This window comes from Endozoicomonas sp. OPT23, from assembly GCF_009653635.1.
GTDB lineage: Bacteria > Pseudomonadota > Gammaproteobacteria > Pseudomonadales > Endozoicomonadaceae > Endozoicomonas_A.
Genome location: NZ_PPFD01000005.1, coordinates 192,505 through 209,904, shown reverse-complemented (window position 1 = coordinate 209,904; position 17,400 = coordinate 192,505). Strand labels below are relative to the sequence as shown.

At 46.1% G+C, this 17,400-nt stretch carries 14 protein-coding genes; 10 read left to right on the top strand and 4 right to left on the bottom strand.

Going from position 1 to position 17,400, the window contains the following annotated elements:
- The first annotated feature begins 143 nt into the window (after positions 1 to 143).
- From EOPP23_RS12570 to EOPP23_RS12555, 4 genes are all read left to right on the top strand, one after another.
- Positions 144 to 1,532: a DUF1329 domain-containing protein gene (locus tag EOPP23_RS12570; RefSeq protein ID WP_153766338.1), complete on the top strand. Its 1,389-nt coding sequence runs from the start codon at positions 144 to 146 to the stop codon at positions 1,530 to 1,532.
- A gap of 255 nt (positions 1,533 to 1,787) precedes the next feature.
- The gene (locus EOPP23_RS12565; RefSeq protein WP_153766337.1) at positions 1,788 to 2,681 is read left to right on the top strand and encodes a DMT family transporter; all 894 of its coding nucleotides are present in this window, start codon (positions 1,788 to 1,790) and stop codon (positions 2,679 to 2,681) included.
- Positions 2,674 to 3,567 (top strand): methylated-DNA--[protein]-cysteine S-methyltransferase, encoded by an 894-nt coding sequence (locus EOPP23_RS12560; RefSeq protein WP_153766336.1) that lies wholly within the window; start codon positions 2,674 to 2,676, stop codon positions 3,565 to 3,567. Before EOPP23_RS12565 ends, EOPP23_RS12560 begins: the two co-directional genes overlap by 8 nt.
- Before the next feature lie 151 nt (positions 3,568 to 3,718).
- Positions 3,719 to 5,107 carry a DUF1329 domain-containing protein gene (locus EOPP23_RS12555; RefSeq protein ID WP_153766335.1) on the top strand — a complete coding sequence of 463 codons (1,389 nt, stop codon included), beginning with the start codon at positions 3,719 to 3,721 and terminating at the stop codon, positions 5,105 to 5,107.
- A 108-nt stretch (positions 5,108 to 5,215) separates the two neighbouring features.
- Here the strand turns inward: EOPP23_RS12555 and EOPP23_RS12550 are convergent, their stop codons facing one another.
- Both EOPP23_RS12550 and EOPP23_RS12545 read right to left on the bottom strand, forming a co-directional pair.
- Complete coding sequence (locus tag EOPP23_RS12550; RefSeq protein WP_153766334.1) at positions 5,216 to 6,115, bottom strand: DMT family transporter; 900 nt, start codon at positions 6,113 to 6,115, stop codon at positions 5,216 to 5,218.
- Between the two features lie 207 nt (positions 6,116 to 6,322).
- A complete protein-coding gene (locus tag EOPP23_RS12545) occupies positions 6,323 to 7,114 on the bottom strand; it encodes a sterol desaturase family protein (RefSeq protein ID WP_153766333.1) in 792 nt (263 codons plus the stop codon).
- A 449-nt stretch (positions 7,115 to 7,563) separates the two neighbouring features.
- Between EOPP23_RS12545 and EOPP23_RS12540 the strand changes: the two genes are divergently transcribed.
- Together EOPP23_RS12540 and EOPP23_RS12535 are read left to right on the top strand one after the other, a co-directional pair.
- The gene (locus tag EOPP23_RS12540; RefSeq protein WP_153766332.1) at positions 7,564 to 8,937 is read left to right on the top strand and encodes a DUF1329 domain-containing protein; all 1,374 of its coding nucleotides are present in this window, start codon (positions 7,564 to 7,566) and stop codon (positions 8,935 to 8,937) included.
- Between the two features lie 89 nt (positions 8,938 to 9,026).
- A complete protein-coding gene (locus EOPP23_RS12535; RefSeq protein WP_153766331.1) occupies positions 9,027 to 10,400 on the top strand; it encodes a DUF1329 domain-containing protein in 1,374 nt (457 codons plus the stop codon).
- Between the two features lie 81 nt (positions 10,401 to 10,481).
- On the opposite strand, the gene azu is transcribed toward EOPP23_RS12535, so the two are convergent.
- Positions 10,482 to 10,934, bottom strand: coding sequence for an azurin (gene azu / locus EOPP23_RS12530; RefSeq protein ID WP_153766330.1), 453 nt, complete (start codon positions 10,932 to 10,934; stop codon positions 10,482 to 10,484).
- A gap of 526 nt (positions 10,935 to 11,460) precedes the next feature.
- Between azu and EOPP23_RS12525 the strand changes: the two genes are divergently transcribed.
- On the top strand, positions 11,461 to 12,840 hold the full coding sequence (locus tag EOPP23_RS12525; RefSeq protein ID WP_153766329.1) for a DUF1329 domain-containing protein: 1,380 nt from the start codon (positions 11,461 to 11,463) through the stop codon (positions 12,838 to 12,840).
- Between the two features lie 60 nt (positions 12,841 to 12,900).
- Here EOPP23_RS12525 and EOPP23_RS12520 read toward each other — a convergent pair whose 3' ends face one another.
- Complete coding sequence (locus EOPP23_RS12520; RefSeq protein ID WP_153766328.1) at positions 12,901 to 13,728, bottom strand: DNA/RNA non-specific endonuclease; 828 nt, start codon at positions 13,726 to 13,728, stop codon at positions 12,901 to 12,903.
- Between the two features lie 158 nt (positions 13,729 to 13,886).
- Between EOPP23_RS12520 and EOPP23_RS12515 the strand changes: the two genes are divergently transcribed.
- The 3 genes from EOPP23_RS12515 to EOPP23_RS12505 all read left to right on the top strand — a co-directional run bounded on the left by EOPP23_RS12515 (position 13,887) and on the right by EOPP23_RS12505 (position 17,349).
- The gene (locus EOPP23_RS12515; protein WP_153766327.1) at positions 13,887 to 15,050 is read left to right on the top strand and encodes an AAA family ATPase; all 1,164 of its coding nucleotides are present in this window, start codon (positions 13,887 to 13,889) and stop codon (positions 15,048 to 15,050) included.
- A gap of 373 nt (positions 15,051 to 15,423) precedes the next feature.
- Positions 15,424 to 16,794: a DUF1329 domain-containing protein gene (locus EOPP23_RS12510; RefSeq protein WP_153766326.1), complete on the top strand. Its 1,371-nt coding sequence runs from the start codon at positions 15,424 to 15,426 to the stop codon at positions 16,792 to 16,794.
- A 147-nt stretch (positions 16,795 to 16,941) separates the two neighbouring features.
- The gene (locus EOPP23_RS12505) at positions 16,942 to 17,349 is read left to right on the top strand and encodes a CBS domain-containing protein (RefSeq protein ID WP_153766325.1); all 408 of its coding nucleotides are present in this window, start codon (positions 16,942 to 16,944) and stop codon (positions 17,347 to 17,349) included.
- Positions 17,350 to 17,400: the final 51 nt, after the last annotated feature.

Sequence of the window (17,400 nt, the reverse complement as noted above, 5' to 3'; positions counted from 1 at the left end):
GAGCTAAACCCCAAAAGGCTGTTTTTGCAGCCTTTTGGCTATTGAAAAAGAGGTTAGCGCAAGATATCAGGGATAAAGGAGTAATGAAGTACCCTGTGCAGTTATTGAGTGCTGTTTGAAAACGGAGTTTTCAGAGGCAATAGATGAAAACAATAAAAATAATAAAAAACAGTTCACTGGTATTGCTGACAGCAGGATCTATAACCGCTGGTACGGTAATGGCCAAGGTTTCTCCTGAAGAGGCTGCTCAGCTGGGCAAAACCCTGACACCCACTGGTGCCATCAAGGCGGGCAACAAGGAAGGGACTATTCCAGCCTGGAATCCAGCGTTTAAGGTTCCATCCAGTTACAAGAAAAACAGCAATGTTTTTCCTGATCCCTATCCCGAAGACAAGCCTCTTTTTACCATCACACCAGATAATCTGAATCAGTACAGGGATAAGCTTTCACCTGGGCAGATCAAGATGTTTGAGGCTTATCCAGATACTTTTCGAATGCCGGTTTACACTAGTCGACGAAATGGCAGTTATTCGGATTTTATTGAAAAAAATACCCGTCTTAACGCAACCAGATCCGTGCTCGATAAGTCCGGTGATGGCGTAATCAATGCTTATGGTGGTGCACCTTTTCCTATTCCCAAGCGTGGTGAAGAGGTTATCTGGAACCTGAATCAGGCAGGCGTACCTTATTATCTCAGTGAAGAACGTGACTCCATGCTGGTTTATAATGATGGTAGCCAGTTATTTGGTAAGCAGGTGGTGACAACTTTATCTCCTTATTTTGATGAAGACAGTTCCATCGATGAGTTCTACAACAAGCGTTACTCCAAGGTTCTCTACCTTTCTGAGCGTCGAGCTCCTGCCAGAGAGAAAGGAGAGGGGGTGCTGGTTCATGAGCCGATTAACTATGTTTCAGGGAAGCGAGCTGCCTGGACTTATACGCCGGGTGTTCGAAAAGTACGACGAGCGCCGAACATAAAGTTTGATGTGCTGACTGAGCTCGGCGATTTCATGCCTTCTGACTCAACAGGTGTGTTTACTGGTTCAACTGAAAAGTACAACTGGAAGCTGGCTGGACGAAAGGAGTTGTATATTCCCTATAATGCCTATCGTTTTGAAGACCCTGATGTAGAGTTTGAGGACCTCCTGCATACCGGACATGTTAACCCTGATTATATGCGTTACGAGCTGCACAGGGTCTGGGTGGTCGAAGCTACTTTGAAAGATGATCAGAGACATGTCTATGGTAAACGTGTGCTCTATGTTGATGAGGACAGCTGGACTCCTTCTGTTTCAGATTTCTACAACAGCAGCGGTGAGCTGTTGAGGATGTCGCTGCTGAACTCTATATATCGCTATGACCTTCCAGGTATTATGACCCGATCAACCCTGTTTCACGATTTTGAGCGTGGAGCTTATCTGGCTCATGAGATGACTAACAGGACATCGGCAAATAATCCGCCGATTAACACCAATGTCAAAAAAATGAGTTATTTCAAACCCCGTACGCTACGTAAGCTGGGTATTCGATAGACTGTCTCGCATCTCTTTCTGTCATCTCAACAAGGTTAAGTACTCGGACATTTGAATTCGTATGTCATTTCCCCGCCGCAGGCGGGGAAATGACAATCTAATATTCGATTACGTGTGTCTGCACACTGAAAGCAGACCTTGTTGAGATACTTTCCTTCCAGTTAATTATTCAATATCGCAAGAATCGGGTGGATTCAAAAAACAGTAGCGGCATACTGAGAGCTATCTAAGTCATGATATCTGCGAATTACTGGAATGAATCCATCAAGTCTATTACAACTGTTTGCTCTCGCTGCGATCTGGGGCGGCTCATTCCTGTTTATGCGCATAGCGGCAACAGTGCTCAGTCCGGCGGTTATGATCGAAGTAAGAGTAGGGCTGGCGGCACTTTTTTTGTCGGTAGTGGCATTTGCTCTAAAGAAAAAACTACCTCTGCTTCAGCATTGGAAACACTTTCTGATTATTGGCCTGTTTAATTCAGCGTTGCCTTTTCTGTTATTTGCATGGTCAGCTCAAACATTAACGGCGTCCATGCTGTCTATATTGAATGCAACTTCTCCGATCTGGGGAACCTTGATTGGTGTAGTGGCTCGGCAAAACAGCCTGACTGTTAAAACTGTTATTGGTCTGCTGTCGGGTATTCTGGGTGTTGCTTTGCTGGTAGGGCTTGATGGTGTGGTTTTTCAGGACAAGGCTGAGTGGGCGATTATCGCTGCACTGGGAGCGGCCTTCAGTTATGGAATAGCGAGCACTTACGCACGCACAGCAGCTTCTGTTCCAGCTTTTGATAATGCCCATGGCAGTATGTGGGCTGCGACCTTGTTGATCATGCCATTACTTATCTTTTCACCAGTGAATGACATACCTGGCACAGACGTGATTACCTCGGTTCTATTGCTGGGTGTTGTCTGTACCGGCATGGCCTATTTGATTTACTTCAAGTTGATTGCCGATATAGGTGCACCTTCAGCATTGACTGTGACCTTTCTTGTACCAGTTTTTGGTGTGGCATGGGGAGCCTTGATACTGGATGAAGCCATTGGCTGGCATATGGTTGCAGGCACACTGATGGTTATTGTGGGTACTGCATTGGTGACAGGATTTTCTATAAGTAGTCTTTTCAAAAGGAAGGGGAAGGTGAATGCCTGACTTTCCTGATAAGCAACACTATCAGTATGTGGCAAAGGCCATTGCTTATATTCGATCCCATGCAAATCAGCAGCCTTCTCTGCAGGAAGTAGCTGAAGTAGTGGGAGTTAGTGAGTACCACCTTCAGCGTATATTCAAACAGTGGGCGGGCGTGTCTCCAAAACGGTTTCTTCAGTTTCTCACTAAAGAGCGGGCTTTGCAGGCATTAAGAGAATCGGGTGACATTCTTCAGGCTTCATTAGAGGCAGGTCTTTCTGGCCCGGGGCGTTTGCATGATTTGATGATCAGTTGTGAAGCCATGACTCCAGGAGAAGTTAAGTCACTCGGAGAGAACCTTGTCATTAGCTATGGTTTTGCAGAATCACCCTTTGGCAGAGTATTTTTAGGCTGGACTGATAGAGGTATCTGCCATTTGTCTTTTATTGACGGCCAACTGTATGACGACGAACCGCGACACGAAGTAAGAATAGTTGATGAACTTCAGAAACGATGGTCAAAGGCTTGTTTGCAGAAAAATACGGAGGGAGTCAGGCAACTGGCAGCAAGAATATTTCAGTCAGGTAAAGCAGGCGAAAAAGTTCATCTATTAATACAAGGTACTAACTTTCAATTAAAAGTCTGGGAAGCGCTTCTTGCCACTGAACCCGGGCAGTTGCTTTCCTATTCTCAGCTGGCAGATATGGCGGGGTCTCCAAAGGCGCAAAGAGCTGTTGGCAGTGCCTTGGCCAAAAATAATATAGGTTGGTTGATTCCCTGTCATCGAGTCATCAGGGAAACGGGTGAGTTTGGTAACTATCGTTGGGGGGTGAGCAGAAAGGCTGCAATACAGGGCTGGGAAGTGGTTACTGGCAGGGGGGGGGAGCGACCAAAGTATATAATCCACTGAGACTATGCTGGTTTATTTCTCTCGCAGTAGAATCCGCCGTAAGAAAGTAAGACAGCTGTTTTACATGGGTTGAGAATCGAGTTGTATCTCCGCCTGCTTTCGAAAATGGATCTTTTTCGAGCGGTAGCGAGTAATGAAAATAAAAATAAGAATGTCTAAGCCAAAAAAACTGTCCACTTTTAAACAATCAGTGCTGGTTGTCGCAACAGCATCACTGATTTCAAGTGCAGCCATCGCCAAAGTTTCGCCCGAACAGGCGGCTCGTCTTGGCAAAGATCTTACCCCGGTGGGTGCTGAAAGAGCAGGTAATGCTGACGGCTCTATTCCAGCATGGACAGCAGAATTTAAAATTCCTGCTGAATACCAGGGCAGTGGCAGTCGCTACATCGATCCTTATGCCGATGAAAAGCCTCTGTTTACTATTACTGCCGAGAATGTCGAACAATATAAAGACAGACTGTCTCCGGGTCAGGTGAAAATGTTCAAGACATTCCCTGACACCTTCAGAATGCCGGTTTATCAGAGTCATCGTGCCGGTGGTTACTCTGACTTTATCAATAAAAATGCCTTTGAAAATGCGACCCGTGCAGAACTTTCCGATGGCGGTAATGGTGTAAAAAACGCCTTCGGTGGCACAGCCTTTCCTATTCCTAATAACGGTGAAGAAGTTATCTGGAATATGCACTACGCGGGTCTTCCCTACTTTTCTGAATTCACTGCCAGTTCTGGTGTCGTTTATCGGGATGGTTCACGACAGATGGGACGTAAGACTACCACCAGTCGTGCGGCCTATTTTGATCCAAGTCTGACCATAGAAGAGTTTCAAGAGAAGAATTACCCGAAGATCTATCAAGTGTACCAGTCACTGAAGCCTGTTCGTAACAAGGGTGAAAGTGTGCTGGTTTATGAGCCGCTGGATGCAGCTGCCATGCCGCGTTCAGCCTGGTCCTACTCTCCGGGTGTCCGTCGTGTAAGAAGAGCGCCAACCATCTCCTATGATGCTCCAACCGGTGTGGGTAACTTCTCGCCAACGGACAGTGGCATTGGTTTTAACGGTGCTACTGACAAGTACAACTGGAAGCTGCTGGGCAAGCAGGAACTCTATATTCCATACCACAACTATAAGTTCGAAGATCCTTCTATCAGCTACGATGAATTGCTGACCGCAGGACATCCAAATCCTGAGCATATGCGTTATGAGTTGCACCGTGTCTGGGTGGTGGAAGCCAATCTGAAAGAGAGCGAGCGAAACGTCTTTAAAAAGCGTGTTGTCTATGTTGATGAGGACAGCTGGGTGCCAGGTGTCGTCGATATGTACGACGGTCGTGCTACTCTCTGGCGTGTCACCATGCTGAACTCTATTAACCGTTATGATATGCCGGGCATTACCCGTCGTACCAGTGTTTACTATGATCTGGTATCCCGTGAATACGCACTGGATGACTTGTTCAATGAAGAAAAGCTGGACGTATTGAATGTGAATGCCAAAGAGTACGCATGGTTTAAGCCATCGACTCTGCGGAAACTGGGTATTCGCTGATAGAGCTATACCCAAAGCTTTCCATTTGAAAAGCCGGACAATAAGTGTGCAGACATACGAATTCAAATGTCCGAGTATTCCTGTTGTACGGCTTTTTTCTTTCTAACCTTATCTACTTTCTGCTTTAGCTCTCATGCTGCCATAAACGTTGACCAATGCTCCGGCCATAATCAGACTGCCGCCGACCCAGGTCCAAAGCGTTGGCACTTCTGAAAAAATAATCCATCCCAGCAAGACTGAAAAAAGCACCTGAACATAGGAGAATGCTGTCGCTTTTCCTGCAGATTCTGTCGACATGGCGCGAGTCAGGCCAATCTGCCCCATCTGGGTGAAGATTCCAACCAGAACCATGATAAACAGGGTTTCCATATTGGGTACGACAAAGTCATCACCCAGAAGCAGCAGCGATAGTGGCAGGGCGATCAACGGAAAATAAAAAATAATAACTGAACTGTCTTCTTTCTGACTGCTGAGCTTGCGAACAATTACATATGCTACGGCGCTGCCAAAGGCTCCAGCCAGCGCAATACCAACACTGAAAATCGGAAGCAGACTTTCGCCGCCAAAAAGAGCATCAGGCTGAACCATTAACACCAGCCCGCAAAGACTGAAAATGATGCAGGCCAAGGTCGATTTCTGGATATGTTCTTTCAAAAACAACAGAGCCAGAAAAGCGGTAAAGACTGGATGCAGATATTGCAGTAGCGTAGCTTCGGCAAGAGGCAGAGTGCTGACTGCGTAATAAACACACATCAGCGCTAATGCGCCAGCGACACCCCGACCAACCAATAATGGTTTGTTATTGCCCCAGATAGAAATACCCTTCCGTTTCACATCGATATAGCTCAATAACAACGAAACCAGTGCACGGGCGGCAACGATCTCCATCACCGGAATATTCTGGTTACTCAGTAACTTGACGCAGGCGGTCATCAGTGAAAAACCCAGTGCTGAAAGCAGCATAAAACGAACACCTGCAGGCAGGCTGTTTTCAAATCTTGAAATCATTAATGAGTGAATTCTTTATTAGAGTGAAACGAATGCTCTGGATTCTACTGGAGAATGAAGGAAAACACAGTCGGAGAAATAATGATCAGAAGAATGAGATGTTGTTGGTAGGTATGTGATGGATTGTTAATGCTCTGAGAGTCAACTGCCCCCTGGAGCGGGGTAGTTGACTATTTTCTTTCTCGAACCATATTTCTTTCACGGGCCTCACTTTTTTGCGCGAATCAACGGCCAGAATAACTCTTCAGCCCAGTAGAGCTTATTACTGTTTGGCAGGCCAATATTCTTTGGTTTCTCATCTGGAAAATAAGCGGTTTTAAACAGGATATCCCAGAAAATAAGCACCGTTGCAAAGTTGCGCATCGGTTTACCGTTCTCGCCAAAGCCGTGGTGAGCATGATGAGTTCTGGGAGTTGTGAATACTCGTTCAAAGCACCAGATGAACCTTCTGGTCAGTTTCTTTTCCCGTAACCAGTCATCCCAGCGAAACACAGTATGAGTGAATGTATTAACCGTGAGTTTGATACCAAGCAGGGCCAGAAAGACTTCCGGTTGTCCAAGATAAATAGCCAGCAACGCAAACCATTGAGTGGGAACAAGAAAAGCCCAGAACAGGTTAGTTCGAAAAATTAACGCGACATTCATCGACGTTCCTGAATGATGGGTACGATGCAAACGCCACATCCAGCGTTTGTCATGAGCCAGTCGATGTACCCAGTAATGACTCAAGTCTTCGAGTAGAAAAAAGATAAGAAAGCAGGGAAGAAAAGCAACTGCTTCCAGTCCGCCAGCGTATTGCGGAATAGCAGCGGCCAACAGCATTCCGGCCAGAAGAGTTATCAGAGGCGTAAGAATAATATTGGCGTGGGCAAAGCCGGCAGCAACAAACAGTTTGTCACGAACGGAGTGTTTATCTGATTTATAAAAACCTTTAATGGTCTCAATCAGAATGAACACGAACAAAAGGATGAGGGCATAGATCCCCAGCGTTTCCTGCATGCGTATTTTCCTTTTTTGTTTTTATTATTGATGGAAACTTCAGCAGCTTTTTAATCTACGTTTAAATATTGAAACTGTGAAGTGTATTAATGTCATTCCCGAGCAAAAGAGTTCAGGTGGTTAAAAATGTAAATAACGGATGGCCGAAAATGATATTGCCTGCGCTTTCCCGACTGGATACTGTTTTTATCACAAAGAAAACAAACTATTTATCCAAGTTGTACAGGGCTGCATACATCGCAGCTCAATAATAAGAATAAAAAAATCGTACAATCGCGGAAGCCTTCTTCTCTCCAGAGCTCTTCACCAGAGTGATCAGGAATCAGTAAGAATCAGTGCTGGCTGATTTGTCCCGTGATACAAGCTTTAGTGTGCTTCAGGCAGTGTGGCGTTTTGCTACTGAAATACTGTCGGACTGCCTGTAGCTGTTTAGTAAGCCGGGGAACATAATGATAATAAGAAAATCTCTTTTGGCCATGGGTTTTGTGGGCGCAGTGTTTGCTGCCACAGGTGTATCCGCCAAAGTATCACCAGAAGAAGCCGCAAGACTGGGTAAGGATCTGACGCCTGTGGGTGCTGAACGTGCAGGGAATGCGGAAGGTACTATTCCTGCCTGGAATCCTGACTTCAAGGTTCCGGAAAGCTACAAAGGGACTGGTCATCACTACCCTGATCCTTATGCTGATGAAAAGCCTCTTCTCACGATAACCAAAGACAATCTTGATCAGTACAGGGATAAGCTGTCACCGGGGCAGCAGAAGATGTTTGAAACCTATCCAGACACCTTCAAGATGAATATATACCCAAGTCATCGTAATGGTAGTTATTCCGAATTTACAGTGAAAAACACCCGGTTGAACGCCCTGGAAGCAACGCTTGCTGAAGGTGGGAATGGCGTTGTTGGAGCATGGGGTGGTGTGCCATTTCCAATTCCTGAAAAGGGTGAAGAGGCTATCTGGAATCTGACTCAGGCTGGTGGTGCTCGCTACTCAATCACTGTTAATGATCAGGTGCATGTACTTCGTGATGGCACTCACTCCGAGGCAAGAGTGGTTTCTGAGCGTTTCTCTCCTTATTTTGATCATCAAAGCAGTCGAGAAGAGTTCAAGTCTGAAAACGGCATGAAATTGCTGATGCTTATCCAGAACCAGAAGCCAGCCAGAGATAAAGGCAAAGCTACTCTGATTCATCTGCCATTGAATACAGCCGAACGACCACGATCAGCCTGGGTTTACTCGCCGGGTGTTCGCCGCGTAAGGCGTGCGCCTACGGTCGGTTACGATAACTTTGAGGCTCACGGTAAAATAACCACCGTTGATAGCGGTTCCGGCTTTAATGGTGCTACCGACCGTTATGACTGGACGCTGGTTGGCAAGAAAGAAATGTATATTCCATACAACGGCTATCGCATGCAGAATCCTGAGGTCAGCTTTAAGGAGCTGTTACCAGCAGGGCATGTAAATCCGGAGCATATGCGTTATGAGCTGCACCGTGTCTGGGTTGTGGAAGCGAACCTGAAAGAAGGTCAGCGTAATGTCTTTAAGAAGAGAGTTTTATTCATTGATGAAGACAGCTGGATTTCATCGGTAGTTGATATGTATGACAACCGGGACAACCTCTGGCAGGTGTCTATGTTCAATAGTCTGTATGCCTACGACCTGCCAGGAATTTCCGGAAGTGGTTTGATTTATCATGACCTGCTCTCTCAACAGTACTTTGCAGAAGGTCTCACAGGAAGAGCCGGTCCAGGTACATTGAATGTTGATTCGAAAGAAATCGCTCACTTTAAGCCTGCCAGCCTGCGTAAGCTGGGTGTCCGCTAATCAGTAGGTAATTCAGAAAACTGTTCTCGTACCATCAGGTGAGACTTGGTTTGGTCTCGCCTGATGCCTGTCTAAAGCCGGAGAAAATAATGATAATAAAAAAACATTTTTTGGCTCTATCCATGGTTGGAACCTTGTTAGCGACTACGGGTGTACAGGCAAAAGTATCGCCTGAAGAAGCGGCCAGGTTGGGAAATGAATTGACACCGGTTGGTGCCGAAAGGGCGGGCAATAAAGAGGGTACGATTCCCGCCTGGAATCCGGAATTTAAAATACCTGAAGGCTATAAGGGGACAGGTAATCATTATATTGATCCATACGCTGATGATAATCCTCTGTTTACCATCACGGCTGAGAACCTCGATAAATATAAGGATAAGTTATCGCCAGGGCAGCAGAAGCTGTTTGCAACCTATCCTGATACTTTCAAGATGCATATTTATCCTTCCCGAAGAAATGGCGGTTTTTCAGATTTCATTGCCAAAAACACCAAGATTAATGCCACAGAAGTAACCCTTGCGGAAGGCGGCAACGGTGTCGTTGGAGCCTTTGGTGGTGTACCTTTCCCTATTCCTCAAAGTGGTGAAGAGGCGATCTGGAACCTGGCTGCAGCCATGGGTGTTCGTTACGAAGTCAGCACTGATCATCAGGTTCATGTGCTCAGGGATGGTACCCGTTCTGAAGCCATGAATCTGTCAGAACGATTTTCTCCTTACTTTAATTACAAAGGTACAAGGGAAGAGTTTCAGCAGGAAAATCATATGAAGTTGCTGCTGATGTATCAGAACCTGAAGCCAGCTCGTAATAAAGGTAAGGCAACACTGGTTCACTTGCCATTGGATACGTCTGCCAGACCAAGGTCTGCCTGGGCTTACACTCCTGGCGTTCGTCGTGTGAGAAGAGCGCCAACCATCGGTTATGACAACTTCGAAGCCCATGGCAAGATGACTACAGTTGACAGTGGTTCAGGTTTTAATGGTGCGACTGACCGTTATAACTGGAAGCTGGTGGGCAAGAAAGAACTCTATATTCCTTACAACAGTTATAAAATGGGTTCTCCAGAGATTGAATTTGAAGAGCTGCTACCAGCGGGTCATATCAACCCTGAATATGCCCGTTACGAACTACACAGGGTCTGGGTGGTTGAGGCAACATTAAAAGACGGTAAGCGTAATGTCTTCAAGAAACGTGTTATTCACCTTGATGAAGACAGTTGGCTGGCCTCTGTTGTTGATATGTACGATAACCGGGATAACCTCTGGCAGGTGACCATGTATAACTCACTCTATGCCTATGATGTGCCGGGTATCAAAGGTTCTGTTATTGCTTTCCATGATGTTCTTGGCGAACAGTATTTTGTGCAACAGCTGACCAATAAAACAGGGCCTGCGACGATTAATACTGAAAAAAGAGAGATGTCGTATTTTAGTGCTTCAACTCTGCGTAAGTTAGGCGTTCGATAAAATAAAAACAAGCCCTGCCATTCGGTCAGGGCTTATTTTTATTTCTTACCTTTCCATCTATTTAAGCTTATTTCGATTCGCTTACTTAAACTCAAATGTGCCCTGCATCATTGCCCAGTGTCCTGGAAACGAACAGAGAAAAACGTAGTCGCCACCGGCTTTCATTTTCCCGGTATTGAACGTCATTGTTGTACTTTCACCACCACCAATCACTTTTGAGGCCCCGTAAACCCTTTCGTCGCCGGGTTTAATATAGTGATTGTCGAACCCTGCTTTTAAACCGTCGTTGGCAACAGCCTGAAGGTTTTCCCTGTCGGTAATCACGATATTGTGTCCCATCACTTTCGCGGGCAATGTTCCGGGGTGAGTCAGGGTTATAGTCACTTGATGACAGCTTGCGGGGACGCTGATCAAGTTGGTCGAGAAGCGCATGGCATCGGAGCCTTCCAGTGCGACACTGCAATCGGAAGATGCCTGAGATGCCAGTGGCAGGCCAGCCAGAGTGGCCAGCAGAAGCAGACGGTTAGTCAGCATAATGTACCTCCATGTCATCAATGATGAGCTCATTATGGATTGAGTATAGATATAAAACAGTTGTTTGAATAATAAGTTGTCTTATGAAAATGGCCGAAATTGTCATTGTTGAGCATTAACCTTATAGATAGTGTGTGAACCAGCTTTATTAGAAAGTCTTAATGTTCAAAGTTGTACAGATTCAGCCATTTGGCTGAACAGAATAAAAATAATAATTGTGCAATCGCGGAAGCCTTATTCTTGCCTGACCTATCAAGTCCATTCTGTCAGGCAGTCAGTAGAAATCAGTATTGGCTGGTTTGTCCCGTGATCCATGCTCTAAGAGGCTGTGAGACAGCTTCTCCAGTGCCATAGACGTATAAATGGCTGTAGTACTAAGGAACAGTCCTAAAATAAGTTCCTGCTTTAACATTGTTTTTCCCCTCTGCTATGCAAAGGGGGAAAAATAAATCGGGAAGCTATCTCGGGACTATTACTAAGCGACTACGGGCTTGTTTGTGGTGTTATAAGCCGGGGAATGGAAACCATGAAAACAACAAAAAAATCCCTTCTGGCCGCAGGAATTTCAACAGTACTGCTGGCTTCGTTCAATGTATCAGCCAAAGTCTTACCAGAGCAGGCGGAAAAACTGGGTAAGGAACTTACTCCTGTTGGTGCTATTGCGGCAGGTAATGCGGAAGGCACTATCCCTGCCTGGAATCCTGACTTTCAGCCACCTGCTGACTACAAGGGAACCGGCAGCCGCTACGTTGATCCTTATAAAGATGAAAAACCTCTTTTCACCATAACAGCAGCGAATGTTCAGCAGTATAAAGGCAAATTGTCGCCGGGGCAGGTGAAGATGTTTGAAGCCTATCCGGACACTTTCCGAATGGATGTTTTTCCTTCGCATCGTGATGGCAGTTACACTGACTTCGTCAATGAAAACACCATCAGGAATGCCACCCGTGCCGAGCTGGCAGCGGATGGTAATGGTGTCGTGAATGCCTTTGGTGGTGCGGCTTTTCCGATGCCTAATAATGGTGTCGAAGCTATCTGGAATTCCGGTCAGGCTGGTGAGCCAATCTACTATAAGCGTACCTACGACGACATTCTGGTTTACAAAGATGGCACCCAGATTAAAGGTACGGCGACCACCGAGAGGCTGGCGGCTTTCTTCGATTCGAGAATGAACATTGCAGAGTTTAAGGAAGGCAAACACCCACGTCTTTACTACATGACCCAGATTCATGCACCTACCCGTGATAAAGGCTCGGCAACACTGGTTTACAGTCCTGTAAACCCATCGATCGCGCCTCAGTCTGCATGGACCTATTCGCCTGGAGTACGTCGTGTACGCCGTGCACCAACTGTCGCCTATGACTCGTTTGAAGGATTGGGTAAATTCAGAACCGTTGACAGTGGCTCAGGTTTTAATGGTGCTACCGATAAGTACGACTGGAAACTGGTTGGTAAGAGAGAACTCTATATTCCTTATAACAACTACAAGTTTGATTCAGCAGATGCAGACTACAAGGAACTGTTCCCTGCCGGCCATGCCAACCCTGATTATGTGCGCTATGAGCTGCATCGGGTCTGGGAGGTTGAAGCCACTCTTAAAGAGGGTGAGCGAAACGTCTTCAGGAAGCGTGTGGTTTATATGGATGAAGACAGCTGGACCATCTCTGTTGCCGATATGTACGACAATCGAGAGAAGTTATGGCGTGTGATTCTGGCAACCAGTATTAACAAATACGATGTTCCGGGCGTGGCAGCCCGCAGTTATATGCAGCATGACCTGTTGTCAAAAGAGTATGCGGCAGACCGTTTGACCAATGGTCATCCGTTGTTCCCGATTAACGATGAAACCATCAAAGAAATTAGTTACTTCAAGCCTGCTTCCCTGCGTAAGCTGGGTGTGCGCTAATCTCTTTGTTGAGGGTATGAGCTACCGAGTATCTTCGGTAGCTCATATTTCCGGGTAGAATTACTTCAGTAATCCTGAATCGTCTTCTAAATACTTTCCAAAATCCGCTACCTGAGACTTACCTGGTTTATTAGCAAACAAGGTTATTCCAGCTTCCTGTTCCACATCATCAATACTTTTTTCATAACTACTTAATTGGTCTCGAGAGAGGTCTTCGTGAGGGAAAAGGTAGGCGCGAGTTTCCCCGGTAGACGGAATGTAAACCGCTTTGAAAAACAAATCAGGTACAGCTACGCTGTCACCTATAGTCTGAGGAGCAGTTTTTGATTTAAAAACAGGGCCGGTAACGACATAAATCTCTCCATACTTTGTAGCCCAGTCTCTTACATCTTCCTCAAGCGCTTCCCAGATTCCGGCATTAAAGGCATGAAGTTGCGGTGTTATATTACTGAGGTAAAATGCTTGACCCATACTTTCCGAGTCAGTATCAATGGTTCCGGCGGGCGCCATATGACCACGGTCATAGCCTGAGTTTTCATAATCTTTCAGAGCGGCCTGGTCTTCCTCTTTGATATTAGGGTCTGGTTTGAAATCATCTTCCCGTTTAACGATTTGGTTGAGCTGCTCTGCAGTAACGTAATAAGACACCCATTTTGGGTCTTTAGTGGCGTAATCAAATCCAACAGCATAATTATCCCGGCAAAGGTATTGATCTGCTTCAGCAGGAATACCTGTTTTAACGTGGTTATGGCAGCTGAAGGTTGCAGCAGAGGTCAGGTTTGTTAATGGCGCTTCAGGTATTTCAAAATTGACTGGAGCTGAGGAAACACTGTTAGAAAAGCCAAAGAAAACCATCATCAGTGATGGTAATGATACAGGGAATTTCATAGTTTGATTGAAACAGCTTGGTGAAGGGGGATTATCAAAATAGCAGCAGAATAAATAAATATCCTGACATAGTAGAAAAGATTCTTGCCAATTACTTCTTGGCAGAGAAATGTTCTTTATAATGTTTACTTACACCAATAAAGCACTTAATCAGACATATGATCACAACTATTGCTGTTGCCAACTATCGTTCCCTGATTCAGCTGGTGATGCCTATGGCGCCACTGAATCTGATTACCGGATTAAATGGCAGTGGTAAGTCTAACCTTTATAAATCTCTGCGCCTTCTGGCAGAAACTGCACAGGGCGGTGTGATTAATGCCCTGGCCAGAGAGGGTGGGTTGGAATCAGCCTTTTGGGCAGGCCCTGAAAGCATCAGTAAGCGTATGCTCAGTGGTGAAGTGGAAGTACAGGGTGGGCCAAGGAAAAATGCCTACCGACTTCGACTTGGTTTTGCCAGTGATGAACTGAGTTACTGTATTGATCTGGGGCTGCCCATACCTTCTGCTTCGGCCTTTGCCCTTGATCCCGAGATTAAAAGAGAGTGTATCTGGGCTGGCCCCGTTTATCGTCCTGCCAGTGTGCTGGTGGATCGCAAAGGGCCGGTTGTAAAGAGCCGGGAAGGCAGAAGCTGGCAGGTAGTTGCATCTCACCTGAATACTTTTGACAGTATGCTCAGCGAAGTGGCTGATTATCAGCTGGCATCGGAGATTATCCGTATTCGCGATGTCATTCGTAGTTGGCGCTTCTATGATCATTTTCGTACTGATGCGGCAGCTCCTGCCCGTCAGCCTCACTTGGGAACAAGAACTCCGGTGCTTAGTCAGGATGGCCATGATCTTGCAGCAGCGTTGCAGACTATTATCGAGATCGGTGATCATCAGGCGCTGACCGAAGCTATTGAAGATGCCTTTCCCGGAGCAACGATCAGCATTGATATTCAGGAAGATGGTCGTTTTGTTTTACGGTTCAAGCAATATGGGTTGTTGCGGCCTTTAACGGCTGCTGAGCTGTCCGATGGTACTCTGAGATATTTGCTATGGGTTGCAGCTCTGCTTACTCCCAGACCTCCAGGCTTGATGGTTTTGAATGAGCCGGAAACCAGCCTTCATCCTGACCTGTTACCCGCTCTCGGTCGTTTGATTAAAAAAGCCTCAGAAAATACTCAGGTCTGGGTGGTTTCCCATGCCCGGCTGATGATTCAGGAACTAATGGATTCAGGGCGGTGCAACGCTTTAAATCTGAATAAAGAGCTTGGACAAACGACTATTGAAGATCAGGATATTTTTGACGCGCCTGCCTGGAACTGGCCTGGAACTTAGCTGTCTTAATTAACCAATGTCGCCTTTATTGCACTCAAAGAGTGGCCGGAAATGATATTGTCCGTAAACTGTAAAGACGATACTTTTGCTTCACGATCTTCGTTGTACGTAATGTCGGTGTTTTGAGATTCTATTGCTAACCGACAGAAAAATAACAATAAAAACAGTGCAATTGCGGAAGCCTTCTTCTTATTCGACCGTATCTCCCTCAAGGTTTGAATATCTGTAGAAATCAGTGCTGGCGACAGATTGATAGCAATCACCGTAATCTGACTTTTTCTAGTGCCATGGACGTATAAATGGCTGTAGTACCTGTCTCTCTATGAGGCTGCTACGGGCTAGTTTTATGGTGTAACAAAGCCGGGGAAAGATAATGATAATAAGAACATCTCTACTGGTCATGGGCATCTCTGCCCTTATGACCGCTGGCAGTGTCAGTGCCAAAGTATCTCCTGAAGAAGCAGCAAAGCTTGGTAAAGAGCTGACACCAGTAGGTGCAGAGCGCGCCGGAAATGCAGAAGGGACGATTCCTGAATGGAACCCTGAGATCAAGATTCCAGCAAGCTACAAGGGAACAGGTCATCACCTCCCAAACCCATATGCCGATGAAAATCCGTTGTTTGTGATTTCCAAAGACAATCTTGACCAATACAAGGACAAGCTGTCAGCTGGTCAGATAGCGTTGTTCAAAACCTATCCGGATACTTTCAAAATGAAAGTTTATCCCAGTCATCGAAACGGCAGCTACTCTGACTTTGTTCATCAGAACACCAAAATTAATGCGACCACCGCTGAGCTGGCTCCTGGAGGTAATGGTGTAAGAAATGCCTGGGGTGGGGCGCCTTTCCCAATTCCTCAAAGTGGTGAAGAAGCCATCTGGAACCTGTCTCAAGGCGGAGGGATGCGTTACAACTTCACAGTGGCAGAGCAGGCAATCGTTTATCGTGATGGTTCGCGCCTGATGGGGCGTGCTACCCACGAGAACTTTGCTCCTTATTTCGATCCGCAAAGCTCAAGGGAAGCGTTTCTGGAAAATCAGCATCCAAAACTGCTTTATCTGACTCAGGCTTTGGCACCTGCACGTGAAAAAGGTGCAGCAACCATGATTCACCTGCCCCTGGATACTTCTGCTCAACCCAGATCGGCCTGGACCTATTCACCGGGTGTTCGTCGTGTAAGACGGGCGCCAACCATTGGCTACGATAACTTCGAAGGTCTGGGCAAGTTCAGAACCGTCGACAGTGGTGCAGGTTTTAATGGCGCTACGGACCGTTATAACTGGAAACTGCTTGGCAAAAAGGAGTTGTACATCCCATACAATACCTATGACTTTGATAGCCCTGAGCTGAATCTTGAAGAGCTGCTGACAAAGAATCATATCAACCCTGAGCATATGCGTTATGAGCTGCACCGTGTATGGGTCGTTGAGGCAACCCTGAAAGAAGGTGAGCGTAATGTCTTTAAAAAGCGAGTGCTCCACTTTGATGAAGACAGCTGGCATCCGTCTGTAGTTGATATGTACGATAATCGAGGCGACCTGTGGCGTGTATCCATGATGAATACGCTCACTGGATTCGACTTCAAGGGAGTCAGAGTTAGAAATCTGGTCTACCATGATCTGCTGTCAAAAGAGTATATGGTTGATAACCTGATTAACCGTACTGCACCTTTCGATCTCAGTAAGAAAGCTAATGAGATCAGCTACTTCAAGCCTTCCACCTTGAGAAAGCTGGGTGTGCGTTGATACCAGATAGTTCTTCATAGAAAGCCGGGCTTGTCCCGGTTTTTTCCGTTATAGCCTTTTTCTATTGCCGATAGAGTGTATTTTCATTGGCTCAAATTGAACTCCTAAGCCATTCTGATAACGGATAATCTGGTTTTGGAGCCACCAATGAAAACTGTGAAGGAAGTATTCAGAAGAAACGTCAGCCCGCTGACTGCAGATGTTCAGCTGCATGAAGCTGTTGATCGAATTCTTGAGTCGGGACTGACTGGCCTTCCGGTCGTAAATGACAAGGGTGAGCTGGCTGGTTTTCTTTCAGAGCATGACTGCATTCCTCACATGATTACCGGAACCTATCATTGTGACAGTCGCACCCATGTCAGCGAGCTGATGCATAAAGATCCGCTGTTTGTGACTCCGGAAACGTCTCTGATCGACATCGCACAGATGATGGCGGTGAATAAACCCAAGGTTTATCCGGTGATTGAAGATCATCGTTTTATCGGGGTGATCAGTCGGCGGGATATTCTCAGTGCCTTAAGCGAAGAGATGAAAACCTGTGTGTCTTACGCCTGAGGTTGAGTGTGATAGCTCAATGACCTGAAAAGAAAGCTGTTCAGGTCATTG